This is a genomic window from Pseudomonas sp. WS 5027, from assembly GCF_012985695.1.
GTDB classification, from domain to species: domain Bacteria; phylum Pseudomonadota; class Gammaproteobacteria; order Pseudomonadales; family Pseudomonadaceae; genus Aquipseudomonas; species Aquipseudomonas hygromyciniae.
Genome location: NZ_JAAQWU010000006.1, coordinates 249,063 through 272,038 on the forward strand (window position 1 = coordinate 249,063; position 22,976 = coordinate 272,038).

Genomic DNA, 22,976 nt, shown 5'->3' on the forward strand with positions numbered 1-22,976 from the left:
AACTGAATTTCATCGTTTGGAAATTCAACTTTTCCTATCTTAGCCTCGGATGGAAGATCGGAGCTCCTGATTTCCTATGTGCGAGAGCATTCCATGGCAAGCCCCCTTGTATTCATCGACGGCGACCAAGGCACCACCGGGTTGCAAATCCATCAACGTTTAAGAGGCAGGACCGATCTGCGGCTCATAACGCTCAGCCCCGAACACCGCAAGGATCCGCAACGTCGTGCCGAAATCATCAACGCCTGCGACATCGCGATTCTCTGCTTGCCCGACCAAGCCGCACGCGACGCTGTAGCGAGCATCGAAAACCCCGCCGTTCGGGTGATCGATGCGAGTTCGGCGCACCGCACTCATCCAGACTGGACCTATGGTTTTGCCGAGATGGACGCGCAACAGGCCCAACGCATCGCCACGGCGCGGCGGGTCAGCAATCCCGGTTGCTATCCCACGGGGGCGATAGGGCTGCTGCGCCCATTGCTGGAGGCCGGGTTACTGCCCAGGGATTTCCCGACGAACATTCATGCGGTGTCGGGCTATTCCGGAAAAGGGCGCGCCGGAGTGCAAGAGCATGAGGGAGAGGGCGCATCACAGGCACCGGCGTTTCAGGTGTACGGTCTGGGGCTGGCACACAAACATATTCCGGAGATTCAGCAGCAAAGCGGCTTGATGGAACGGCCGATGTTTGTGCCGGCCTATGGGGCTTTTCGGCAGGGGATCGTGCTGACCATACCGTTGCAACTTCGGTTGTTGGCGCCGGGCGTGGATGCGGCGCGGCTGCATGCGTGTCTTTCGCAGCACTACATCGATGCAGACCATGTACAGGTGATGTCGATGCAGGAGGCGAAAGGGCTGACGCACCTTGATCCTCAGGCGCTCAACGGGACTGATAGTTTGCGATTGGTGGTGTGTGCAAATGATGAAACGGGGCAGGTTGTGTTGGCTGCAGTGTTTGACAATCTCGGGAAGGGAGCCGCTGGAGCGGCGGTGCAGAATCTGGATCTGATGGTTGCAGGAACATGACGCCGACTACTCACCGGTTCTCGAGTCTACGGCTCGAATGTTCGAGCGGTTGTTCCTTTCTGCCCAGGGGCTGGCATTGACGGCATTAAACCCATAGAAAAGCAGTGTGCAATCGAATCAAGCTTGGGGTTGAACGGTCGTCTATGACGGGTGGCAATCGGCCATTGGCCGACATTCACGAAAGACGGCTTTCGACCCAGAGTGTGTAAAAACACTTCGTCATTGATCCGTGCAGCGACACATTGGTTGCTTTGGACTGGTCAGATCGTCGAAAGAGCAGTCGCTTTTTCTAAGACGGCTTGTAACATCTGCTCCGGTGATTGTTCCTTGTTGAAGAAGCTCGGGGACAATTTATCAGAGTCGTTTTCAGTCGATTGCCTGAGCAGGGCGAGCGGCCCCGATTGTCCTAACTGCTCTTGGTAAAGACTTTTTATACTGTCCCTAAAGCCATCAGGGTATGCCGCTTTCTCGACCCCTGGAAGATCATCGAAATAGTCCATGATGCCTTTGAAGATTTCACTGTTGTCACCGCCGTTCGTTATATTGGCGTACAACTTGGAAAAATATGTTTCATCCTGCTTACTAAGCTCCCCATAAGCGGCATATCGTTCTGCATCCGTATAGGTTCCTGAATCATCATAAACAATATTGCTTAGCCCGTTTCGGGCCATACCTTCAAATGGGTTTGGAAGTTTTTCTGGGGGGAGCTTAGACAGCCCAACTGCGTAATCTAGTGACTGCTGACCTAACGCCAAACGGGCAGAGTCGTCTGTTTTGGGAAGTAGATCCTCATTATTAAGATTCCCACCAGCAATCCGCTGCCCGAAATTGTACATATCGCTCTGACCTTTTGCATATTGTCCTTTTAAATCCCTATTGGACATAGAGGCTTGTTTGTCATCAGCATTACTTAATGCGTACAGTGCCCGTGCAGAATCGGAGATTGTGACGGTCTCGGTCGTCTTGAGCGCGGCATCCCCTAAAGGTAAATTTACAGGGTTGGACGAAGGAAGCTTCTCTTGTGTAGAAAGCTTTGCCTGTGTACTTGCTTGATACGATTTGATCGAAATATCCATGGTAATACTCCATGCGCTGAAGATAGCTCGAGAGCTATCTTCAGCTAGGGTGCCTATACGAATGTCGGATTATTTTATTTCAAATTCGACAGTGTAGTTATAGGGAGGCGCCGATTGAATTGCTGTGATATTGGCATTGCAAGTAGCCTTATCGGAACCAGTGCTAGTGCCCATTTTAGTCCAGCTAGGAGCTTTAGTCGTTGGATTGACCTGGTGGCTTGCTGCAAAACGACATTTCTTATTACCTGAAGTATAGACGGATCGCATTCCTGAAACCGTATCCGCGACACTGGTCAGGGCAAATGTCGTCGTTGCAGAAGGCAGAATCGTACTTGGGGTGGGGGCTACACTCCCAGAAAAGTACTCGAAAGTGTACGCGGCTGGACCGGTCGTAGAGTTCTTCACCTTCACGGTGACGATTGTGCCTGCTTGGGTAGATGCAATCATAGAGGCGAATAAAGTTGCAGCCCCGAACAGTTTAGCGAATCTCATAAATATCCATTTAATTTTGATAGTCACTATAACTCTTGTCCTTCCGCATCGTCTTGTATAGAAAAAACAGCAAGACTCAACCTTTATAGCGGCAGGTAACCAGAATTCTTTAAGCCAAGGGTTGCTGTTTTTAAAACATCGGATGAGTAAAGATTTCACAACCTGCAGGAACTAACACATATCCAGCCTGCAACCCTTCAATTTCAATAGCTTGCGCAGTGGTCTTGGTTGCCGCTACCGGTTATCGCCATAGTCATAGTACATAGGTTGAGTTACTAATTTTCGCCATTGCCCGTCGGCACACTATGCTCGGCTCGATTCGGTAGAAAGATGACCGCCTGTCGACGCGCAGAGGTTGCTGGCACGATTCAGCCAATGATTTCTATGTCTTCGGTCTCCCACCAGCGCTGACGTGTCTAAAACACTTTCCAATGTGTGATAGTGAGAAGAGGCCAGTCGGATAGGCCAGCGGTCTGGACCCAAAGCTGACGGCGGCGAAAGGCAGAAATCGGCCATGAGCGGCCACTCGAACACATCACCTAACCGGCTGTTTTGTAGGACGACGCAGTCACCGATGTTCCGCTGCCAACATTGTTCTGAATTGAGAAGTGGCCTCGGAAGATAGCCCGGCGGCTTCGAACACTGCGCAGGTGAAGCTAACGGGTGCAGGGCCTGGAGCAGTTATGATGCGGTCTGCAACCACAGCTACTGGGCTGCTTCGATAGAGCGTGCGCCCCTCATAACCCATGGCATTCTGTTGCAGGAAGTCGGCGCTGTTCGATGTATGAGGAACGGTGTCGAGAAGGCTGGCCCTGGCAAGTGCCAGCGTTCCCCCACAGATACCGGCAACTGTCGCTCCACTTGCACGACTAGCATGAAGAAACTCCCGAATATCAGGTGCTTCTGCACCTTCCCAGACCATTCCTCCAATCACGACTACAACGTCCGGTTTCCAGTCCAGACATTGTTGCAAACTGCTCTCGACCGTTACCGCCAATCCACCCTGCGAGCGAAACTGCCCCGTAGCAGAAGCGAAAAACCTGACATCGATCCCGTAAAACGGAGACGCAGTTCCAGCAATGAAAGCGTATTCCCAGTCCGCAAAACCGGGTGTCAGTATCAATCCCACACGTGCCATCAGTCAGAATCCTCCATGAATGCCAATAACATATGGCGACAACACACATACATCAAGGGCAGCTATGGGTCGATTGCGGCCTCTCGTGAAGGGCTGCAACCGGCCAGAAGCTGCCACTCAAAGCGACTCGATAACTCCCACCCAAGCGTGCATCATCATGCTCACCACGATCCCGCCCTGGCAGCGAAGCCGTAGGTGCAGAACCTGCCCGCTCACAAAAACAAGCATTTTGAAATGGAAGTCATCTCATGTTCGAACGTAACAAACTGGTTCCGGAGTTAATGGTCACCAACCTGGATAGCGGCCTGGCTTTTTGGGTTTCTCTTCTGGGGTTCAAAGTAGCTTATCAACGTTCGGATGACGGATTTGCGTACCTTGATTTGAATGGTGCTCAAGTAATGCTTGAGCAGATTGATCCGGACGCGGGTCAATGGCAGACTGCGCCATTGACCAAACCGTTTGGAAGAGGCATCAACCTACAGATTGATGTTGAGGCTGTGGCACCCATCATCCAAAAACTTGTTCAGGCTGGATTTCCACTCTATCGAGAATGCAAAGACACCTGGTATCGGGCTGACAAAATAGAAGTAGGTCAGCGCGAATTCATCGTCCAGGATCCCGATGGTTATCTCGTAAGGTTGGTAGAGCGGTTGGGTGAGAGACCGGCTTGCTCAATCTGAACCTAAGCCAAGCCGACCGTCAGCTTTGGGTCGATTACTGCCGTTCGCGACTGGCGGTTTTTGGCCGATTGCTGCCGGTGACAACCGACTGAAAAATCGCCAAAAGCTGCCCCCTCATCCCCATACCGGTCTACCATGCCACCCCGGCAGTGGCCAAACGCGCTATCGGCTCCCAAGCCCTCAAGGTATCGCCAATGACCATGCTATCGCGCAACACCCCATCCCCAACCTTATTTGAGGTATCGCAATGAGCATCGACCAGATCAGCCTGCCCAAAGGCGTAGGCCCGCATGCAGCCAAGTTGCTGGATGCAATCACCGGTGCCAGCACCCTTGAAGACCTGAACCGCGCAGGCGGTAAGGCTGAGGGGTTTGTGTTGGGGCTGGAATCCACCAAGGCCATTAAAAGCCCAATCGCGGAGTCGTTGTATGTGGCTTACGACGATGCGGCGAGTCATCGGGCGGGTGAGTTGAAGGGCTAACGGTGGCTGTGCTTTTTACATCGTCAGGCTAAATAACCATCCCAGTACGCCGCTTCCTATCACCACCAGCCACGGCGGCAGCTTCCATACCATCAGCGCCATCAGGGCGATCAACGCCAGGCCCAAGTCTTGTACGCTGAATATCGCACTGGTCCATACCGGCTGGTACAGCGCCGCCAGCAACAACCCCACCACGGCAGCATTCACACCGGCCAGCGCGGCCTGTGTGCGTGGGCTTTGGCGTAGGTTTTCCCAGAAGGGCAAGACGCCGAGTACCAGTAAAAACGAGGGAGTGAAGATCGCCAGCAAGGCGATCAGGCCGCCCCACCATGAGTTGATGGCGGCGCCGAGGAAGGCGGCGAAGGTGAACAGTGGGCCGGGCACGGCTTGGGCGGCGGCGTAGCCGGCGAGGAATACGTCGTTGCTCACCCATTGACGCGGCACCACTTCGGCCTGCAGCAACGGCAGTACCACGTGGCCTCCGCCGAATACCAGCGAGCCAGTGCGGTAGAACGCGTCTATCAGGGCCAGATCGGGCAGTGCCTGGGCGAGGAGCGGTAGGCCTGCCAGTAATATCAGGAACAATGTCAGCCACATCGCGCCGGTGCTACGGCGGATCGGGATGGGCAGGGGATCGTGGGCGCTGCCGCCCGCAGGTTTGAAGAGCAACAGGCCAACCACGCCTGCGCAGGCAATGATGGTCACCTGGGCCCAGGCAAAGGGAAGCAGCAGGGTGGCGGCGGTCGCCAGTAGCATCAGGCTGATGCGGCCCGCGCTGCGGCACAGGTTGCGCGCCATGCCCCATACCGCCTGGGCGACCACGGCCACGGCCACCACTTTGAGGCCGTGCAGCGCGCCGGCCGGGAGGGCCGAGCCGTGTTGGGTAAGGCCCAGGGCAAACAGAATCAAGAGCAAGGCCGACGGCAAGGTAAAACCGACCCAGGCCGCTACTGCGCCGCCGTAGCCCGCGCGTGCCAGGCCCAAGGCGATGCCGACCTGGCTGCTGGCCGGGCCGGGGAGGAATTGGCAGAGGGCGACCAGATCCCCATAGCTGCGCTCGCTCAGCCAGCGGCGTCGGGTGACGAACTCGTCGCGAAAGTAACCCAGGTGCGCGACGGGGCCGCCGAAGGAGGTCAGCCCCAGGCGCAGGAAGATCAGGAAAACTGACCAGATGCTGCTGCGATGATCACTTGGAGGGTGGGCCAAGGTTGCGTTCTCTGGGGCGGATGAGCGGGGGCAAGGTTCGGGGCTTTCGCCTCAGCTCGCCGCGCGGTGGAGTTTTTTCACCCGGTACATATCGCCATCGGCATGGCTGAGCAGGGTGTCTGCATCTTCCCCGTCGACCGGGTACCGGGCCACGCCGATACTGCACGATGGCATCTTCACCGCGCCAAATTCGGCCCCAAGAGGCTCGGCCATGATGGCAAGGATCTGTTGCACTTTCTCGGCCACGGCATCTTCTGAATGAAGGTCGGTCAACAACACCGTGAACTCATCCCCGCCCATTCGCGCCACCGTGTCGGTCTCACGCACGCAGCTTTCCAGGCGTCGCGCAATGGTGCACAGCACGCGATCACCCGCGACGTGCCCGTGCACATCGTTGATGCCCTTGAAATCATTGATGTCCAGGAACAGCAAGGCCAGGGTGCTGTTCTGTCGGCGTGCATTACGCAGGGCCGAGTCCAGCCGGTCATTGAACAGTAGGCGGTTGGTCAGGGCGGTCAGCGGGTCGTGATGGGCGAGGAAGCGCAGTTCCTCCTCGGCCTGGGTGAGGGCCGTTATATCCCGTGCCACGCCGATCCGCGCGCCGACGTCCTCGGACCAGAATGCCGCCCACAGAATATGAACGACACTGCCATCCTTACGGATATAGCGGTTGCGGAAGTCGACATGGGGCTGGCCGTTCATCACCCTAATAATCGAGGCTCGCGTGGCCGCCAGGTCCTCAGGGTGCATATAGTCGGTGATTACAGTCCCGGTCAGCTCGTCGGCACGGTAGCCGAGCAATGCCTCGCAGGCGTCGCTGACAAATGCAATCTGGCTGTCCCTGTCGACCACGAAAACCGTATCCAGCATCAGATGGATCAGTTTGGGATAGAGCGCTTTCAGGTCAACGGGCATAGGTCAACGCAGTCCGGTTCAAATAACGGCCTGATCATATCCTGAACCCGCATGCTGGCAATGAGGAATCTTGACGATTGGCCTACCGCCGATCTACCCATACCGTCTGTGCATTGCAGAACTCTCGCACGCCAAAATGTGACAATTCGCGGCCAAACCCACTCTTTTTCACCCCGCCAAACGCCACCCGAGGATCGGACACGCTGTAGGCGTTGATAAAGATCCCGCCGGTTTCCAGCTGGTTGGCGATTTCTCGGGCCTTGGCCGGATCGTTGCTGAAGATGCTCGCGGTAAGGCCGAACTCGCTGTCGTTGGCCAGGGCTATCGCATGCTCGGCGTCGCGGGCGCTGATGATCGAGGCGACGGGGCCAAACAGTTCCTGTTTGAAGGAGGTCATCTGGTCGGTGACATTGGCCAGTACGGTGGGGGCGTAGTAGTTGCCCGGCCCTTCGATGGGATGGCCGCCGAGCAACAGGGTGGCGCCTTCTTCCAGGGTGGCCTGGACCTGGCCGTGCAACTCGTCACGCAGGTCGAAACGGGCCATGGGGCCGATGTAGGTGTCGCTCGATGTCGGGTCGCCCATCACCAGTTGGCGGCTGGCTTCGAGGAACTTGGCGGTGAAGGCTTCGACCACGCCTTGCTCGATGATCAGGCGCTTGGCGGCGGCGCAGACCTGGCCGGAGTTCTGGAAACGGCCGATCACGGCGGCTTGCACGGCGGCGTCGAGGTCGGCGTCGTTGAGCACGATGAACGGGTCGCTGCCACCCAGTTCCAGCACGCACTTTTTCAACGCGGCGCCGGCCTGGGAGCCGATGGCCATGCCCGCGCGCACGCTGCCGGTAAGAGTCACGGCGGCGATGCGTGGGTCAGCGATGGCCTTGGATACGCCGTCCGGGGTGACGTTGATCACTTCGAACAAGCCCTCGGCGAAGCCGGCTTTTTGGAAGGCTTGTTTCATCAGGTAGGCGCTGCCCATCACGTTGGGCGCATGCTTGAGCACGTAGGTATTGCCGCTGAGCATGGTCGGTACGGCGCCGCGCAGTACCTGCCAGACCGGGAAGTTCCACGGCATCACGGCGAGGATCGGGCCCAACGGGCGGTACTCGATCCGGGCGCTGCCGTTGTCCACCAGCGTCGGCTCCGGTGCAAGCATGGCCGGGCCATGGGCGGCGTACCACTCGGCCAGCAAGGCGCACTTCTCGATTTCGCCTCGGGCCTGGACGATGGGTTTGCCCATTTCCAGGGTGATCATTTGCGCCATCTGCTCAGCTTGCTCGCGCAGGGCGCCGGCCAGGGCCAGGAGCAATTGGGCGCGTTGCGCTACGGGCGTGTTGCGACCATTGGCAAAGGCGGTGCTGGCGCGGGTGAGGGCGGCGTCCAGTTGCGCGGCGGATTCGTACGGGTAGCTGCCGACAGTTTCGCCATTGGCGGGGTTGATCGACAAGGCATGGGTCTGGTGAGAAATAGCGTTCATGGCACCGTCCTGCGCAGCATTTGGGAAGGTGCCCAGCGTACGGGGCTGTACCTTTTCCGGGAACTGAATAATATTAAGCAATACGTTCACGATTGGAGAATGACTTGGATCTGGTGCAACTGGAGATTTTCAAGGCCGTAGCCGAGCAAGGCAGCATCAGTGCCGCCGCGCAGTTGATTCATCGGGTGCCGTCGAACCTGACCACGCGTATCAAGCAATTGGAGCAGGACCTGGGCGTCGAGCTGTTTATCCGTGAGAAAAGTCGACTGCGCCTGTCGCCTGCCGGCTGGAATTTCCTGGGCTATGCGCGGCGGATTCTCGACCTGGTGCAAGAGGCCCGCGCCACCGTGGCGGGGGAGGAACCCCAGGGGCCGTTTGCCCTGGGTTCGCTGGAGAGCACCGCCGCGGTGCGTATCCCGGCGTTGCTCGCAGCCTATAACCAGAAACACGCCAAGGTCGAACTGGACCTGAGCACCGGGCCCTCGGGGACGATGATCGAAGGCGTGCTATCGGGTCGACTGGCGGCAGCGTTTGTTGATGGCCCGGTGCTGCATCCGACCTTGGAGGGAGTGGCTGTGTTTGAAGAGGAGATGGTGGTGATTGCGCCGTTGCATCATGGCCCGATCACCCGCGGGCAGGATGTGAACGGGGAAAGCATCTATACCTTCCGTTCCAACTGCTCATATCGGCACCACTTTGAGCGCTGGTTTTCTCAGGACGGTGCAGTGCCGGGGAAGATTTTCGAGATGGAGTCGTACCACGGCATGCTCGCCTGCGTCAGTGCCGGTGCGGGTTTGGCGTTGATGCCACGCAGCATGCTGGAGAGCATGCCGGGCTTTACCACGGTGAGCGTGTGGCCGTTGGCGGACGAGTTTCGCCTGCTGAACACCTGGTTGATCTGGCGCCGGGGCACGGTGTCGCAGAGCCTGGACAGTTTTGTGCAACTGCTCCAGGAGCGGACCCATTGTGGCGAGCGGGCTAGCCCCGCGTTGGGCTGCGAAGCGGCCCTAAACCCCTAGTGCGGTGTTTTTGCCTGAATAAGTAGTGGGGCTGCTGCGCAGCCCAGCGCGGGGCAAGCCCGCTCGCCACAGGGTGGTAGGGTCAGCCACCGAACTGCAGGGTGCCCATCGCCAATTTGGCCATCAGCGCTGTGGCGCCCAATTGCACCAGCCACAAGGCCAGGCCGCCGAGGAAGACGCCCAGGGCTACTTGCAGGACCAGGCTTTTTTGCCGCTTGGCTTGAGGTGTGCGCGGGGTGAAGTGGTCCAGTTCGTCGCGGTCGGCACGCAGGTCCAGGTCGTCATTTCTCATAGAAAGTCTCATCGCAAAGGGCAGTCGTGCTTCAGTCTAAGGGGCTTGCCTTGCCAGCGCTGAGCTTTTTGTAGGAGCGGGCTCCTACAGGGGCAAGGCACAAAAAAGGGGAAGCCGCTGGCTTCCCCCTTTGTACCTCGCGATCAGGCTTACAGCACCTGCACAATCGCCTTGGTCACCGCATCGATGTTCGCCTGGTTCAACGCGGCTACGCAGATGCGGCCGGTGTCGAGGGCGTAGATGCCGAACTCGCTGCGCAGGCGGGTGACTTGCTCTACGGTCAGGCCGGAGTAGGAGAACATCCCGCGCTGGCGACCGACGAAGCTGAAGTCGTGGCCTGGAGCAGCCTTGGCCAGTTCGCTGACCATCTGCTCGCGCATGCCACGGATGCGCAGGCGCATTTCGGCCAGTTCGGCTTCCCACTGGGTGCGCAGTTGCGGGTTGTTGAGCACCGCCGCCACGATCGCCGCGCCGTGGGTCGGCGGGTTGGAGTAGTTGGTGCGGATCACGCGCTTGACCTGGGACAGGATGCGCGTGCTTTCTTCTTTCGATTCGCTGACGATGGACAGTGCGCCCACGCGCTCGCCGTACAGCGAGAACGATTTGGAGAACGAGCTGGACACAAAGAAGGTCAGGCCGGACTCGGCGAACAGGCGCACGGCGGCGGCATCTTCGTCGATACCGTCGCCAAAGCCCTGGTAGGCCATGTCGAGGAACGGCACCAGGTTCTTGGCCTTGACCACTTCCAGTACGTCTTTCCAGTCGGCCGGGCTCAGGTCGACGCCGGTCGGGTTGTGGCAGCAGGCGTGTAGCACGACGATGGACTGGGCGGGCAGGGCGTTGAGGTCTTCCAGCAGGCCGGCACGGTTCACATCGTGGGTGGCTGCGTCGTAGTAGCGATAGGTCTGCACCGGGAAGCCAGCTTTTTCAAACAGTGCCTGGTGGTTTTCCCAGCTTGGGTCGCTGATGGCGACGACGGCGTTGGGCAGCAGTTGCTTGAGGAAGTCTGCGCCGATCTTCAGCGCGCCAGTGCCGCCAACGGCTTGGGCGGTGATTACACGGCCAGCGCTCAGCAGCGGCGAGTCGGTACCAAACAGCAGCTTTTGCACGGCCAGGTCGTAGGCGGCAATGCCGTCGATCGGCAAGTAGCCACGGGCGGCGTGTTGCGCCACGCGAATGGCTTCCGCTTCGGCAACGGCACGCAGGAGTGGAATTTTCCCCTCCTCGTTGCAGTAAACGCCTACGCCAAGGTTGACCTTGGTAGTACGGGTATCGGCGTTGAATGCTTCGTTGAGGCCCAGGATAGGATCGCGTGGTGCCATTTCGACAGCGGAGAACAGGCTCATTTTTGCGGCAGCTCTATGGGGGAATGGAGGGACGTGTCGCGCTCCAGCCGAATGCACTAGAGCGGTGCACAAACGGGGAGCTAGTATAGAGGCCAACACCGCTCGCGGCGACAGCCGAAATGGCTTTTCGGCCAAGTTTTTCGGTTTATTTATCGACCGTTAGTCTTATTGCAACATTGATGGCTGTGGGCGTGTAGGACTATTACCTTGAAACCCCTCACATTCGCCTCCACTTCTACAGCTATCATGGTTTTTTCCTATGGCCTGCTCTGAAGTTTTGCGGGCTGTGGTCTTTTTCGTCCCCGACGGGTTTACAGTCTGGGGTGACTTCAAGAGGTACGTTATGTCGGATTTCCAACTAGTCACCCGCTTTGAACCTGCTGGCGACCAGCCCGAGGCCATTCGCCTGATGGTCGAAGGCATCGAGGCTGGCCTGGCGCACCAGACGCTGCTCGGGGTGACCGGTTCGGGCAAGACCTTCAGCATCGCCAACGTGATCGCACAGATCAACCGCCCAACCCTGGTGCTGGCGCCGAACAAGACCCTGGCCGCGCAGCTGTACGGTGAGTTCAAGGCATTCTTCCCGAACAACGCGGTGGAGTACTTCGTTTCCTACTACGACTACTACCAGCCCGAAGCCTATGTGCCGTCTTCCGATACCTTTATCGAGAAGGATGCGTCGATCAACGACCATATCGAGCAGATGCGACTGTCGGCGACCAAAGCGCTGCTGGAGCGCAAGGATGCGATCATCGTCACCACGGTGTCGTGCATCTACGGCCTGGGTAGCCCGGAAACCTATCTGAAGATGGTGCTGCACGTCGATCGCGGCGACAAACTCGACCAGCGCGCCTTGCTGCGGCGCCTGGCGGACTTGCAGTACACCCGCAACGACATGGACTTCGCCCGCGCGACCTTCCGCGTGCGTGGCGATGTGATCGATATTTACCCGGCTGAATCGGACCTGGAAGCGATTCGTATCGAGCTGTTCGATGATGAAGTCGAGAGCCTGTCGGCCTTCGATCCGTTGACTGGCGAAGTGATCCGCAAACTGCCGCGTTTCACCTTCTATCCAAAAAGCCACTACGTGACCCCGCGTGAAACCCTTTTGGATGCCATGGAAGGGATCAAGGCCGAGCTTGCCGAGCGCCTCGAGTACCTGCGCGCCAACAACAAACTGGTGGAAGCCCAGCGTCTGGAACAGCGCACGCGTTTTGACCTGGAGATGATCCTTGAGCTGGGTTACTGCAACGGCATCGAAAACTACTCGCGCTACCTGTCGGGTCGTGAATCCGGTGCGCCGCCGCCGACCCTCTACGACTACCTGCCGGCAGATGCGTTGCTGGTGATCGACGAATCCCACGTCAGCGTGCCGCAAGTCGGCGCCATGTATAAAGGCGACCGCTCGCGCAAGGAAACCCTGGTGGAGTACGGCTTCCGCCTGCCTTCGGCACTGGATAACCGGCCGATGCGCTTTGACGAATGGGAAAGCATCAGCCCGCAGACCATCTTTGTTTCCGCCACGCCGGGCAACTACGAGGCCGAGCATGCTGGGCGGGTGATCGAGCAGCTGGTGCGCCCCACCGGCCTGGTCGACCCGCAAATCGAAATCCGCCCGGCCCTGACCCAGGTCGATGACCTGCTGTCGGAAATCACCAAGCGCGTGGCCCTGGAAGAGCGGGTGCTGGTCACCACGCTGACCAAGCGCATGTCCGAAGACCTTACCGATTACCTGGCCGACCACGGCGTGCGTGTGCGTTACCTGCACTCGGACATCGATACCGTGGAGCGCGTAGAGATCATCCGCGACCTGCGCCTGGGCACTTTTGATGTGCTGGTGGGGATCAACCTGCTGCGTGAAGGCCTGGACATGCCTGAGGTGTCGCTGGTGGCGATTCTGGACGCGGACAAGGAAGGGTTCCTGCGCTCTGAGCGCTCGCTGATCCAGACCATCGGCCGTGCGGCGCGTAACCTCAATGGCCGTGCGATCCTGTATGCCGACCGCATCACCGGCTCCATGGAACGGGCCATCGGCGAGACCGAACGCCGTCGCGAGAAGCAGATTGCGTTCAACCTGGCCAATGGCATCACTCCCAAGGGCGTGTTCAAGGACGTGGCCGACATCATGGAAGGCGCCACCGTGCCGGGGTCGCGCAGCAAGAAGCGCAAAGGCATGGCCAAGGCTGCCGAAGAAAACGCCAAGTACGAAAACGAACTGCGCTCACCGAGCGAAATCACCAAGCGGATCCGCCAGTTGGAAGAGAAAATGTACCAGTTGGCGCGGGACCTGGAGTTTGAAGCGGCGGCGCAGATGCGGGATGAGATTGGTAAGTTGCGTGAGCGGTTGCTGGCGGTCTGATTTGCGCTGACTGCTGGGGCCTCATCCCAGCAGCGGTATTTACACAACACTCAGACACCGACGAACTTCCCTGTGGCGAGCGGGCTTGCCCCGCGTTGGGCTGCGAAGCAGCCCCAACAAGTCCGCCGCGTTTCTTCAGATAAACCGCGATAGGCGGGTTTAGGGCTGCTTCGCAGCCCAGCGCGGGGCAAGCCCGCTCGCCACAGGGGAGGTCGTCGGTGTCTGAGTGTTGTGTAGATACCGATGGCGGCGCCTCGGCCTAATGGGCTTCCCCAGCCTTGAGCCCCGCCGGCAACGCCTTGGTCAAGAAGATCGCCAACATGCTCACCGCCAACGCCAATCCGACAAAGTGAAACGCATCGTTATAGGCCATGATTTGCGCCTGTTGATGGGCGATTTCACTGAGCTTGGCCAGCGCCGCCGTTTCATTGCCAAACTTCTGCGTCAGCGTCGCCATGCGTTCGGCCACCTGCGGGTTGGTGGGCACAATGGCCTCGCGCAGGTAGTCAAAGTAGGTCTTGGTCCGCGCATCCAGTAATGTCGCCAACAGCGCAATGCCGATGGCACCGCCCAGGTTGCGCAGGATGTTGAACAGGCTCGACGCCGAGCCCGCGTCCTGGGGCAGGATGTACGCCGTGGCTATCAACGAAATCGTGACCATGATCAGCGGCTGGCCGAGGGCGCGGATGATCTGGATCTGGTTGAACTGGCTGCCGGCAAAGTCCGGGTTGAGCACGCCCGAGGAAAAACTCGCGAAGCCAAACAGACCGAATCCCACCGCGCAAAGCCACTTCGGTGACACGTACTTCATCAATTTCGGTACCAGCGGGATCAGGAACAGCTGTGGCACGCCCATCCACATGATCACTTCGCCGATCTGCAGGGCGTTGTAGTTCTGGATCTGCGCCAGGTACAGCGGCAGCAGGTAGATCGAACCGTACAGCCCCACGCCCATGCCCAGGCTGGAAATGCTTGAAAGCCCAAAGTTGCGGTTGGCCAAAATACCCAGGTTGATCAGCGGGTTGGGCTTGGACAGTTGCACGATAACGAAGGTGATCAGGCTCAGCAGGGCGATGCTGCCCAGGCTGACGATCAGGCTCGACTCCAGCCAGTCCTTGCGATGCCCTTCTTCAAGAAACACTTGCAGGCAACCGAGGCCCACGGCCAGGGTCAGGATGCCCATGTAATCGGTGTTTTTGAGTAGCTCCCAGTGCGCGGCCTTTTTCTCCAGGCCGTATAGCAGGCCGGCGATCATCAACAGGCCTGGCGGTACGTTGATATAGAAGATGTATTCCCAGCCCCAGTTTTCGGTGAGCCAGCCGCCGATGGTCGGGCCGATGGACGGGGCGAAAGTGGCGGTCATGGCGAACATCGCCATGCCCTTGGCGCGGTGGTGTTCGGGCAGTTTGATCAGGGTCAGGGTGAAGGCCAGCGGGATCAGCGCGCCGCCGGTAAAACCTTGCAGGGCGCGGAACACAATCATGCTTTCCAGGCTCCAGGCCATGGAGCACATCAGCGAGGCGATCAGGAAACCCACCGAAACCCACACCGCCAGGCGCCGTGCCGACAGCAACTGCACCAGCCAGGCGGTGAGGGGGATCATGATGATTTCGGCGACAAGGTAGGAGGTGGAAATCCACGAGCCTTCTTCCAAGGTGGCCGACAACGCGCCCTGGATATCCTTGAGCGAGGAGTTGGTGATCTGGATATCAAGCACCGCCATAAAGGCGCCGAGCATCACGCTCATCACCGCGATCCAGTCGCGCCGGGTCGGTTCGCCGACCGGGCGCAGCAGTTGATCACCGGCCATGGTCAGGGTCTTGGATCTTCACTTTGACGGTCACCGACATGCCGGGGCGGATCTTGCCGTGCAGTGGGTTGTCGGCGGCGAAGGTGAGTTTTACCGGAATACGCTGTACGACTTTGGTGAAGTTGCCGGTGGCATTGTCTGGCGGCAATAGGCTGAACTGCGCACCGGAGGCGGCGAACAAACTGTCGACGCGGGCTTCGATAGGGGTGTCGCTATAGGCATCGAAGGTCAGTTCGGCTTTTTGCCCAGGGGCCATGTGGCCGATCTGGGTTTCCTTGAAGTTGGCCTGGATCCAGATGTCCTGGTCGGGAACGATGGACAGCAGATACGCGCCGGCCTGCACATATTGGCCGTTGCGCGCGGCGCGTTGACCGATCAGACCGCTGATGGGCGCGTGGATTTCGCTGCGGGTCAGGTTCAGTTCTGCCTGGGCGAGGTCGGCGCGGGCATTGGCGATCTGCGCGTCTAGGCGCTTGATTTCGGCGTTCAGGGCGCTGACCTGTTGGCGCTGGCCTTGCAGGTCGGCCTGAGCCTTGGCGACCTGGGAGCGGGCGATATGGTTATCGGCTGAGAGGGTGGTGACGCGTTCTTCCGAGACATAGCCGGGCTTGCGCAGGGTTTGCGCGCGGGACAAGTCGATCTGCGCGCGGCCCAGGGTCGCCTGGCTGGACGACACCTGGGCATCGGCGGCGGCGATCAGGCTGGCCTGCTGGGTCAGCTTGCTCGTGGCCTGCAAGCGTTCGGCCTCGCGGGTGGCGAGGGCGGCGTTGGCGCGGTCGATGGCCAGCAGGAAGTCGTCCTGTTCCAGAATGACCAGCAACTGGCCTTTTTCCACGTGCTCGTTATCGCCCACCTTGACCTCGGCAATGCGTGCGCCGAGCTGGCTGGAGACCCGGGTGATCTCGCCCTGCACGTAGGCGTTGTCGGTGCTTTCATAAAAGCGCCCCTTGAAGAACCAGTGGGCGAAGAAGCCCGCGGCGATCAAGGCGACGATGAACAGGAAGATAAACAGGCGGCGTTTGAGTTGGGCAGGCATGGCGGCGCAGTGTCAGTTACAAAAGGTAATGGAATATAGCCAGCTAACGATCTGGCAAATAGCTATCTCACGCTTGCAGCCCCAACCTTGGCTTATATGCCCTTTGTTGATCGGCCCACGCTGGAGCCGGGGGGCTTGGGGCTGTTACCATTCGCCCCTTGTTTTATTTTCAGCTTTATTGCCCATTCGAGACCCGCCATGACCACCGTCCGCACGCGCATCGCGCCATCGCCTACTGGGGATCCCCACGTCGGTACTGCCTACATCGCCTTGTTCAACTACTGCTTTGCCAAGCAGCACGGCGGTGAATTCATCCTGCGGATCGAAGACACGGACCAAGTGCGTTCGACCCGTGAGTCGGAACAGCAGATTTTCGATGCCCTGCGCTGGCTGGGTATTACCTGGGCTGAAGGTCCGGATGTGGGCGGCCCACACGGCCCCTATCGCCAGAGCGAGCGCAGCGACATCTATAAGAAGTACACCCAGCAACTGGTCGATATGGGCCACGCCTTCCCGTGCTTCTGCACCGCCGAAGAACTGGACCAGATGCGCGCCGAGCAACAGGCCCGTGGCGAAACCCCGCGCTACGACGGTCGTGCGCTGCTGCTGTCCAAGGAAGAAGTAGCCCGGCGTCTGGCCGCGGGCGAGCCTCACGTGATCCGCATGAAAGTGCCGAGCGAAGGCGTGTGCGTGGTGCCGGACATGTTGCGCGGTGATGTGGAGATCCCGTGGGATCGCATGGACATGCAAGTGCTGATGAAGACCGACGGCCTGCCGACGTACTTCCTGGCCAACGTGGTCGATGACCATCTGATGGGCATCACCCACGTGCTGCGTGGCGAAGAATGGCTGCCGTCGGCACCCAAGTTGATCCTGCTCTACGAATACTTCGGCTGGGAGCAGCCGCAGTTGTGCTACATGCCGCTGCTGCGTAACCCGGACAAGAGCAAGCTGTCCAAGCGCAAGAACCCGACCTCGGTGACGTTCTACGAGCGCATGGGCTTTATGCCTGAAGCGATGCTCAACTACCTGGGCCGCATGGGCTGGTCGATGCCGGACGAGCGCGAGAAGTTCTCCCTGCAGGAAATGGTCGATAACTTCGACCTATCCCGCGTCTCACTGGGCGGGCCGATCTTCGATATCGAGAAGCTGTCGTGGCTCAATGGCCAATGGCTGCGTGACCTGCCAGTGGAAGAGTTTGCCAGCCGTGTGCAGCAATGGGCGTTGAACCCTGAGTACATGATGAAGATCGCGCCGCTGGTGCAGGGCAGGGTGGAGACGTTCAGCCAGGTCGCACCGTTGGCCAGCTTCTTCTTTGCCGGTGGCGTGAACCCGGATGCCAAGCTATTCGAGTCCAAGAAGCTCTCGGGTGACCAGGTTCGCCAGTTGATGCAGTTGATCCTGTGGAAACTCGAAAGCCTGCGCCAGTGGGAAAAGGATGCCATCACCGCCACCATCCAAGCCGTGGTCGAATCCCTGGAATTGAAACTGCGCGATGCCATGCCGCTGATGTTTGCTGCGATTACCGGGCAAGCCAGTTCGGTGTCGGTACTGGATGCGATGGAAATCCTTGGTCCTGACCTGACCCGTTTCCGTCTGCGCCAAGCCCTTGATTTGCTTGGCGGTGTGTCGAAGAAAGAAAACAAGGAATGGGAAAAGCTGCTGGGCGCTATCGCTTAAGGAGCCTGTTGAAACGACGAAACCCAGGTTTTCCGGGGTTTCGTCGGTAAGTGATTGTTATCCCGGCAAAAAAGTTTGGAAATTGTTGAAAATAAATTTGACACGTTTCCAAACCACCATTAAGATTCGCCCCGTCCTCACCGATGAGGGGCTATAGCTCAGCTGGGAGAGCGCTTGCATGGCATGCAAGAGGTCAACGGTTCGATCCCGTTTAGCTCCACCAATTTACAGGTTCAAGGTCTGGCCACACCGTCCTTGAATCGATCAGAACTCAGCTCTGATCAGTTGTACAGAAGGTTTTGTCCCCTTCGTCTAGTGGCCTAGGACACCGCCCTTTCACGGCGGTAACAGGGGTTCGAGTCCCCTAGGGGACGCCAGTTTCAACAAGCAGTTCGCAAGGTCTGCTGCGTCGCGAGACGAAAAATCCGGGGCTATAGCTCAGCTGGGAGAGCGCTTGCATGGCATGCAAGAGGTCAACGGTTCGATCCCGTTTAGCTCCACCAATTTACAGGTTCAAGGTTCCGGCCACACCGTCCTTGGATCGATCAGTCTCAGCCTGATCATGTGTATAGAAGGTTTGTGTCCCCTTCGTCTAGTGGCCTAGGACACCGCCCTTTCACGGCGGTAACAGGGGTTCGAGTCCCCTAGGGGACGCCACGATTACCCGCTATGCGGGATTTTTAAGGGTCATTCAATTATTGAATGGCCCTTTTGTTTGTCTGGCGTTTGGGTTTTCTCCCACCCTCTTCAAAATACCTCTTCTGACCAACGGTCGAATTCACCGCTTGCTAAAAATTATTATGCAGATAATATTTTAACCGTAATATTCGGAGGCCGTCATGAGCGATAAAAAAGCGCAAACCCGTGAACGTATTCTGCAGGCCGCCAGCTCCGCGCTGATCCAGCGTGGCCCGGCCGAACCGAGTGTGGGTGAAGTCATGGGGGCGGCGGGGCTGACCGTTGGTGGCTTCTACGCCCACTTTGAAAGCAAGGACGCCCTGATGCTGGAGGCGTTCGAGCAACTATTGGCGCGGCGTCGGGCATCTATCGACGATATGGACCCCAGTCTGACAGGCGAAGAACGCCGAGCCCTGGTCGCTGCGTTCTACCTCTCGCGCAAGCACCGCGATTCTACCGCCCAAGCCTGTCCGATCCCGGCCACGGTTGGCGAGATGAGCCGCCTGCCGGATGAGTTTCGCAATGTATTGAACCAGCATGTCGAGTTGATGGCCGCACAGCTGGCCGCCAGCCCGGAAGACACCGACAAGGCCCTGGCCGACATGGCCTTGATGATTGGTGGCCTGGCATTGGCCCGGGCCTTGGGGCCAGGCGAATTATCGGATCGTGTATTGCGCGCCTCCAAGTCGGCAGTGCGCTGAACAAGGCTTGTGAGCCTGGGGAGTGAATGGATGAGCACCTTAAGCTGGATTCGCCGCGTCAACGGCACCTTGGGCAGGCTGGCCCCGCAAACTATCGCCAATCAGATGCGTCGCGCCTTCATGACGCCGCGGGACTTGCCGCCGCGTGATTGGGAGTTGCCATTGCTGGCGCAGGCCGAGCGCGTCACCTTGCGCTTTGGCCTGTCGGCCCTGCGCTGGGGCCAGGGCCCGGCGGTGCTGATGATGCATGGCTGGGAAGGGCGCCCGACCCAGTTCGCCAGCCTGATCGACGCACTGGTGGGCGCGGGTTACTCGGTGATAGCGCTCGACGGTCCGGCCCATGGTCGTTCGCCGGGCCGCGAAGCCCATGTGGTGCTGTTTGCCCGGGCGATGCTGGAAGCTGCCGCTGAGTTGCCGCCCTTGCACGCGGTGGTGGGCCACTCCATGGGTGGCGCCAGTGCGATGCTGGCCATCCAGTTGGGCCTGCGCACCAATGCGCTGGTGAGCATTGCTGCCCCTTCACGCTTGCTTGATGTATTGCGTGGCTTTGCCGGGGTGGTCGGCATGCCGGAGCGGGCGCGCACGGCGTTTATCCAAGAGGTCGAGTACTCGCTGGGCATCCCGCTCAAGCATCTGGATGTCGCCCACTATCAAATGAACATCCCGGGGCTGATCGTGCATGCCGAAGATGACACCTTCGTTCCGGTAAAAGCCTCTCAGATGATCCATGAGGCCTGGTTCGACAGTCGCCTGTTGCGTCTGGAGCAGGGCGGGCACCAGAAAGTCCTGGCCGATCCAAGGGTGATCGAAGGTGTGCTGGCGCTGCTCGCCGGCTGCCGTGAGCCGGCCCGGCAAACCGCTTGAGCCGAACGATGGGTTACACTGCTCCCCGCCGACATTAATCGACCGGGAGCAGGGCATGGGCTGGGACTTGGCAAAGCCGTTTATCATCGATCTGCAGGTGGCCCCTGAGGACATCGACGGCCTGGGGCATGCCAATAATGCCGTCTACGTGTCCTGGCTGGAGCGTTGCGCCTGGCGCCACTCCCAGCGCCTGGGCCTGGATCTCTCCGAGTACCGGCGCCTGGACCGGGCCATGGCGGTTGTGCGCCATGAGATCGACTACCTTGCGGCGGGCTACGAAGGCGACGAGTTGCAATTGGCCACGTGGATTGTCGACTGGGACCAGCGCCTGAAAATGACCCGGCGCTTTCAACTGATGCGCCCCAGCGATGGCACTACCTTGTTGCGTGCGCAAACCACCTTTGTCTGTATCGAGCTCTCCAGCGGCAAGCCCAAGCGCATGCCCGCAGAGTTTGTCGAGGGCTATGGCGTAGCGCTTACGGCATCGTCCATGTAGGAGCGAGCTTGCTCGCGAAGAACGTCAACGATAACGCGGTCGATCAGTTTTACCGTGTCGTCTGGGCGCTTTTCGTGAGCAAGCTCGCTCCTACATGGGCGGTAGGGTTAACGGTTGCTGTGGGAAACCCAGTAAACTGCGCCACGTTTTTCGTTGAGTGTTTTCCATGCAAATTGCCTTGGCGCCCATGGAGGGGTTGGTCGACAACATCCTTCGGGACGTGCTGACCCAGGTTGGCGGTATCGATTGGTGCGTGACCGAATTTATCCGGGTCAACGACCGCCTGCTGACCCCGGCCTATTTCCATAAGCTTGCTCCTGAACTCCTGCACGGCGCCAAGACCGCTGCGGGCGTGCCGTTGCGCGTGCAGTTGCTCGGTTCCGACCCAGTGTGCCTGGCGGAAAACGCCGCGTTGGCCTGTGAGTTGGGTTCTGAGGTTATTGACCTTAACTTCGGCTGCCCGGCCAAGACCGTCAACAAATCCCGTGGCGGTGCGGTGCTGCTCAAGGAGCCGGAGCTGCTCAACCAGATCGTCGAACATGTGCGTCGCGCAGTGCCTGCGCATATCCCAGTGACCGCCAAGATGCGCCTGGGCTTCGACAGCCCGGATGGCGCGCTGGTGTGCGCCACGGCCCTGGCCGAAGGCGGCGCAGCGCATATCGTGGTGCATGCGCGAACCAAGGCCGATGGCTACAAGCCGCCTGCGCACTGGGAATGGATCCCGCGGGTGCAGGACGTGGTCAAGGTGCCGGTATTTGCCAATGGTGATATCTGGAGTGTCGAGGATTGGCGGCGCTGCCGTGAGATCAGCGGGGTCGAAGACATCATGCTGGGTCGCGGCCTGGTAGCGCGTCCCGACCTGGCCCGACAGATCGCTGCTGCGCGCGCAGGTCACGAGGTGGTGGAAATGACCTGGGAGGACATGCAGCCCATGCTCCAGGAATTCTGGAGGCAGTCCGTGGCGCAATTGACTGAGCGCCAGGCACCGGGTCGCCTGAAGCAGTGGCTGGCCATGCTGACGCGTAACTACCCGCAAGCCGTGGAGCTGTTTACCGCGTTGCGCAGGGAAACCGACCTTCAGCAGGTCAGCCGTTTACTCGGAATGCCCCACCCGCAAGTGGCCTGAAATTTTTCCTACGGCCTCTCTTGAAATGTAATTGGCGGTCCTTATCTAGGGATTACACGATGCCGAATTCGGGTCGTGGAGATAAAGAACCTTGCTGATATTTCAGGAGATTTGACCATGAGTACTGCATTTTCCCTGGCGCCGCTGTTCCGCTCGTCGGTGGGTTTCGACCGTTTCAATGACCTGTTCGAGACTGCACTGCGCAATGAGCCGGGCAGCAGCTACCCACCCTACAACGTCGAGAAGCACGGCGACGACGAGTACCGCATTGTCATCGCGGCTGCCGGCTTCCAGGAAGATGACCTAGAGCTGCAGGTGGAGAAGGGCGTATTGACCGTCAGTGGCGGCAAGCGCGATACCAAGGCTGAGAGTGTCACTTATCTGCATCAAGGCATTGCCCAGCGCGCCTTCAAATTGTCGTTCCGCTTGGCGGATCACATTGAAATCAAGGCGGCGGACCTGAGCAACGGCTTGCTGAGTATCGACCTGTTACGGGTGGTGCCGGAAGAAGCCAAGGCCAAGCGCATTCCAATCAATGGCGCGCAGAAGCCGGCTTTGCAACATTGAGTTCATGTTTTTAAGTTTTTCACTTCCTCTGAAAAGGGCGCCTCTGGCGCCCTTTTTTTGTTTAAGGCTTTGCTGGATGAGCACGTAATTCAGTCGCTCCCGGTGAGGTTCATGTTTGGTTTTGTTGTTCAGTCTGGTTTATTAAGAGCGGGTATATGTAACGTAATTGTAGTGCCAGCCAGTTGAGGGGGTGAGTACGACTATTTGTTTTTCGATTTTTTATAGAGCGGCAACAGTATTAACGCGCGGTGAATAGCATGGGCGCGGTAAAGGAAGTTCAAGTAATCATATCGTTTTTTTTTCATGGGCGCTGTTTATTAGCGGGTATGACATCGCTTTTTTCAGAGGAAGCCCTTGGGTAGCAGGTTTTTTGCAGATGTCCATGGGTAAAAGTCTGAAGTTTTCTTTTGGTGTCCTTATGTTTTCCGCGATTTCTGGAACTCGAACGTTTTTTGCTCCACGAAACTAGGGACTTCGAAGCGGTGACCGCCGTTTCAAGTTTTAAGTAACTAGTATT

21 protein-coding genes and 4 tRNA genes are annotated in these 22,976 nt (G+C 58.8%); 15 read left to right on the plus strand and 10 right to left on the minus strand.

What is annotated here, in order from left to right:
- The first annotated feature begins 93 nt into the window (after window positions 1-93).
- The gene (argC, locus tag HBO09_RS10450) at window positions 94-1,023 is read left to right on the plus strand and encodes an N-acetyl-gamma-glutamyl-phosphate reductase (protein WP_169992361.1); all 930 of its coding nucleotides are present in this window, start codon (window positions 94-96) and stop codon (window positions 1,021-1,023) included.
- Between the two features lie 260 nt (window positions 1,024-1,283).
- Here argC and HBO09_RS10455 read toward each other — a convergent pair whose 3' ends face one another.
- The 3 genes from HBO09_RS10455 to HBO09_RS10465 all read right to left on the minus strand — a co-directional run bounded on the left by HBO09_RS10455 (window position 1,284) and on the right by HBO09_RS10465 (window position 3,729).
- A complete protein-coding gene (locus HBO09_RS10455) occupies window positions 1,284-2,099 on the minus strand; it encodes a hypothetical protein (protein WP_169992359.1) in 816 nt (271 codons plus the stop codon).
- 69 nt (window positions 2,100-2,168) lie between these two features.
- Window positions 2,169-2,618, minus strand: coding sequence for a hypothetical protein (locus tag HBO09_RS10460; protein ID WP_169992357.1), 450 nt, complete (start codon window positions 2,616-2,618; stop codon window positions 2,169-2,171).
- Between the two features lie 541 nt (window positions 2,619-3,159).
- The gene (locus HBO09_RS10465) at window positions 3,160-3,729 is read right to left on the minus strand and encodes a DJ-1/PfpI family protein (protein WP_169992355.1); all 570 of its coding nucleotides are present in this window, start codon (window positions 3,727-3,729) and stop codon (window positions 3,160-3,162) included.
- Window positions 3,730-3,977: 248 nt separating this feature from the next.
- Here HBO09_RS10465 and HBO09_RS10470 point away from each other — a divergent pair, with 248 nt between their 5' ends.
- Together HBO09_RS10470 and HBO09_RS10475 are read left to right on the plus strand one after the other, a co-directional pair.
- On the plus strand, window positions 3,978-4,409 hold the full coding sequence (locus tag HBO09_RS10470) for a VOC family protein (protein ID WP_169992353.1): 432 nt from the start codon (window positions 3,978-3,980) through the stop codon (window positions 4,407-4,409).
- A gap of 247 nt (window positions 4,410-4,656) precedes the next feature.
- Window positions 4,657-4,890, plus strand: coding sequence for a hypothetical protein (locus HBO09_RS10475; protein WP_169877465.1), 234 nt, complete (start codon window positions 4,657-4,659; stop codon window positions 4,888-4,890).
- A 15-nt stretch (window positions 4,891-4,905) separates the two neighbouring features.
- On the opposite strand, the gene chrA is transcribed toward HBO09_RS10475, so the two are convergent.
- The 3 genes from chrA to HBO09_RS10490 all read right to left on the minus strand — a co-directional run bounded on the left by chrA (window position 4,906) and on the right by HBO09_RS10490 (window position 8,485).
- Window positions 4,906-6,096, minus strand: coding sequence for a chromate efflux transporter (gene chrA, locus HBO09_RS10480; protein WP_169992350.1), 1,191 nt, complete (start codon window positions 6,094-6,096; stop codon window positions 4,906-4,908).
- Between the two features lie 51 nt (window positions 6,097-6,147).
- On the minus strand, window positions 6,148-7,011 hold the full coding sequence (locus tag HBO09_RS10485; protein ID WP_169992348.1) for a sensor domain-containing diguanylate cyclase: 864 nt from the start codon (window positions 7,009-7,011) through the stop codon (window positions 6,148-6,150).
- Window positions 7,012-7,093: 82 nt separating this feature from the next.
- A complete protein-coding gene (locus HBO09_RS10490; protein ID WP_169992346.1) occupies window positions 7,094-8,485 on the minus strand; it encodes an aldehyde dehydrogenase family protein in 1,392 nt (463 codons plus the stop codon).
- A 104-nt stretch (window positions 8,486-8,589) separates the two neighbouring features.
- Between HBO09_RS10490 and HBO09_RS10495 the strand changes: the two genes are divergently transcribed.
- On the plus strand, window positions 8,590-9,504 hold the full coding sequence (locus HBO09_RS10495; protein WP_092231440.1) for a LysR family transcriptional regulator: 915 nt from the start codon (window positions 8,590-8,592) through the stop codon (window positions 9,502-9,504).
- Window positions 9,505-9,586: 82 nt separating this feature from the next.
- On the opposite strand, the gene HBO09_RS10500 is transcribed toward HBO09_RS10495, so the two are convergent.
- Together HBO09_RS10500 and HBO09_RS10505 are read right to left on the minus strand one after the other, a co-directional pair.
- Window positions 9,587-9,796 (minus strand): hypothetical protein, encoded by a 210-nt coding sequence (locus HBO09_RS10500; protein ID WP_029294097.1) that lies wholly within the window; start codon window positions 9,794-9,796, stop codon window positions 9,587-9,589.
- Between the two features lie 149 nt (window positions 9,797-9,945).
- Window positions 9,946-11,142, minus strand: coding sequence for an amino acid aminotransferase (locus HBO09_RS10505; RefSeq protein ID WP_169992342.1), 1,197 nt, complete (start codon window positions 11,140-11,142; stop codon window positions 9,946-9,948).
- A 343-nt stretch (window positions 11,143-11,485) separates the two neighbouring features.
- Between HBO09_RS10505 and uvrB the strand changes: the two genes are divergently transcribed.
- Complete coding sequence (gene uvrB, locus HBO09_RS10510) at window positions 11,486-13,501, plus strand: excinuclease ABC subunit UvrB (RefSeq protein WP_169992339.1); 2,016 nt, start codon at window positions 11,486-11,488, stop codon at window positions 13,499-13,501.
- A 259-nt stretch (window positions 13,502-13,760) separates the two neighbouring features.
- Here the strand turns inward: uvrB and HBO09_RS10515 are convergent, their stop codons facing one another.
- Window positions 13,761-15,251 (minus strand): MDR family MFS transporter, encoded by a 1,491-nt coding sequence (locus tag HBO09_RS10515; protein WP_169992793.1) that lies wholly within the window; start codon window positions 15,249-15,251, stop codon window positions 13,761-13,763.
- A gap of 49 nt (window positions 15,252-15,300) precedes the next feature.
- Window positions 15,301-16,347 carry an HlyD family secretion protein gene (locus HBO09_RS10520; protein WP_169992337.1) on the minus strand — a complete coding sequence of 349 codons (1,047 nt, stop codon included), beginning with the start codon at window positions 16,345-16,347 and terminating at the stop codon, window positions 15,301-15,303.
- 198 nt (window positions 16,348-16,545) lie between these two features.
- Here HBO09_RS10520 and gltX point away from each other — a divergent pair, with 198 nt between their 5' ends.
- The 10 genes from gltX to HBO09_RS10570 all read left to right on the plus strand — a co-directional run bounded on the left by gltX (window position 16,546) and on the right by HBO09_RS10570 (window position 22,459).
- Complete coding sequence (gene gltX / locus HBO09_RS10525) at window positions 16,546-18,027, plus strand: glutamate--tRNA ligase (RefSeq protein ID WP_169992335.1); 1,482 nt, start codon at window positions 16,546-16,548, stop codon at window positions 18,025-18,027.
- 147 nt (window positions 18,028-18,174) lie between these two features.
- Window positions 18,175-18,250, plus strand: a tRNA-Ala gene (locus HBO09_RS10530).
- A 78-nt stretch (window positions 18,251-18,328) separates the two neighbouring features.
- Window positions 18,329-18,404, plus strand: a tRNA-Glu gene (locus HBO09_RS10535).
- A 50-nt stretch (window positions 18,405-18,454) separates the two neighbouring features.
- A tRNA-Ala gene (locus tag HBO09_RS10540) sits at window positions 18,455-18,530 on the plus strand.
- A gap of 78 nt (window positions 18,531-18,608) precedes the next feature.
- A tRNA-Glu gene (locus tag HBO09_RS10545) sits at window positions 18,609-18,684 on the plus strand.
- Between the two features lie 182 nt (window positions 18,685-18,866).
- A complete protein-coding gene (locus tag HBO09_RS10550; protein WP_169992333.1) occupies window positions 18,867-19,406 on the plus strand; it encodes a TetR/AcrR family transcriptional regulator in 540 nt (179 codons plus the stop codon).
- A gap of 30 nt (window positions 19,407-19,436) precedes the next feature.
- Window positions 19,437-20,270 carry an alpha/beta fold hydrolase gene (locus HBO09_RS10555; RefSeq protein WP_169992331.1) on the plus strand — a complete coding sequence of 278 codons (834 nt, stop codon included), beginning with the start codon at window positions 19,437-19,439 and terminating at the stop codon, window positions 20,268-20,270.
- A gap of 55 nt (window positions 20,271-20,325) precedes the next feature.
- A complete protein-coding gene (locus HBO09_RS10560; RefSeq protein ID WP_169992329.1) occupies window positions 20,326-20,766 on the plus strand; it encodes a thioesterase family protein in 441 nt (146 codons plus the stop codon).
- A 166-nt stretch (window positions 20,767-20,932) separates the two neighbouring features.
- Window positions 20,933-21,892, plus strand: coding sequence for a tRNA-dihydrouridine synthase (locus HBO09_RS10565; protein ID WP_169992327.1), 960 nt, complete (start codon window positions 20,933-20,935; stop codon window positions 21,890-21,892).
- A gap of 117 nt (window positions 21,893-22,009) precedes the next feature.
- A complete protein-coding gene (locus tag HBO09_RS10570) occupies window positions 22,010-22,459 on the plus strand; it encodes an Hsp20 family protein (RefSeq protein ID WP_169992325.1) in 450 nt (149 codons plus the stop codon).
- Window positions 22,460-22,976: the final 517 nt, after the last annotated feature.

Excerpts from the sequence above, each read along its gene's own strand:
- argC (WP_169992361.1), top strand. The coding sequence starts at position 94 with ATGGCAAGCCCCCTTGTATTCATCGACGGCGACCAAGGCACCACCGGG.
- HBO09_RS10455 (WP_169992359.1), bottom strand. The coding sequence starts at position 2,099 with ATGGATATTTCGATCAAATCGTATCAAGCAAGTACACAGGCAAAGCTT.
- HBO09_RS10465 (WP_169992355.1), bottom strand. The coding sequence starts at position 3,729 with ATGGCACGTGTGGGATTGATACTGACACCCGGTTTTGCGGACTGGGAA.
- HBO09_RS10470 (WP_169992353.1), top strand. The coding sequence starts at position 3,978 with ATGTTCGAACGTAACAAACTGGTTCCGGAGTTAATGGTCACCAACCTG.
- HBO09_RS10475 (WP_169877465.1), top strand. The coding sequence starts at position 4,657 with ATGAGCATCGACCAGATCAGCCTGCCCAAAGGCGTAGGCCCGCATGCA.
- HBO09_RS10485 (WP_169992348.1), bottom strand. The coding sequence starts at position 7,011 with ATGCCCGTTGACCTGAAAGCGCTCTATCCCAAACTGATCCATCTGATG.
- HBO09_RS10490 (WP_169992346.1), bottom strand. The coding sequence starts at position 8,485 with ATGAACGCTATTTCTCACCAGACCCATGCCTTGTCGATCAACCCCGCC.
- HBO09_RS10500 (WP_029294097.1), bottom strand. The coding sequence starts at position 9,796 with ATGAGAAATGACGACCTGGACCTGCGTGCCGACCGCGACGAACTGGAC.
- HBO09_RS10505 (WP_169992342.1), bottom strand. The coding sequence starts at position 11,142 with ATGAGCCTGTTCTCCGCTGTCGAAATGGCACCACGCGATCCTATCCTG.
- uvrB (WP_169992339.1), top strand. The coding sequence starts at position 11,486 with ATGTCGGATTTCCAACTAGTCACCCGCTTTGAACCTGCTGGCGACCAG.
- HBO09_RS10520 (WP_169992337.1), bottom strand. The coding sequence starts at position 16,347 with ATGCCTGCCCAACTCAAACGCCGCCTGTTTATCTTCCTGTTCATCGTC.
- gltX (WP_169992335.1), top strand. The coding sequence starts at position 16,546 with ATGACCACCGTCCGCACGCGCATCGCGCCATCGCCTACTGGGGATCCC.
- HBO09_RS10550 (WP_169992333.1), top strand. The coding sequence starts at position 18,867 with ATGAGCGATAAAAAAGCGCAAACCCGTGAACGTATTCTGCAGGCCGCC.
- HBO09_RS10555 (WP_169992331.1), top strand. The coding sequence starts at position 19,437 with ATGAGCACCTTAAGCTGGATTCGCCGCGTCAACGGCACCTTGGGCAGG.
- HBO09_RS10560 (WP_169992329.1), top strand. The coding sequence starts at position 20,326 with ATGGGCTGGGACTTGGCAAAGCCGTTTATCATCGATCTGCAGGTGGCC.
- HBO09_RS10565 (WP_169992327.1), top strand. The coding sequence starts at position 20,933 with ATGCAAATTGCCTTGGCGCCCATGGAGGGGTTGGTCGACAACATCCTT.
- HBO09_RS10570 (WP_169992325.1), top strand. The coding sequence starts at position 22,010 with ATGAGTACTGCATTTTCCCTGGCGCCGCTGTTCCGCTCGTCGGTGGGT.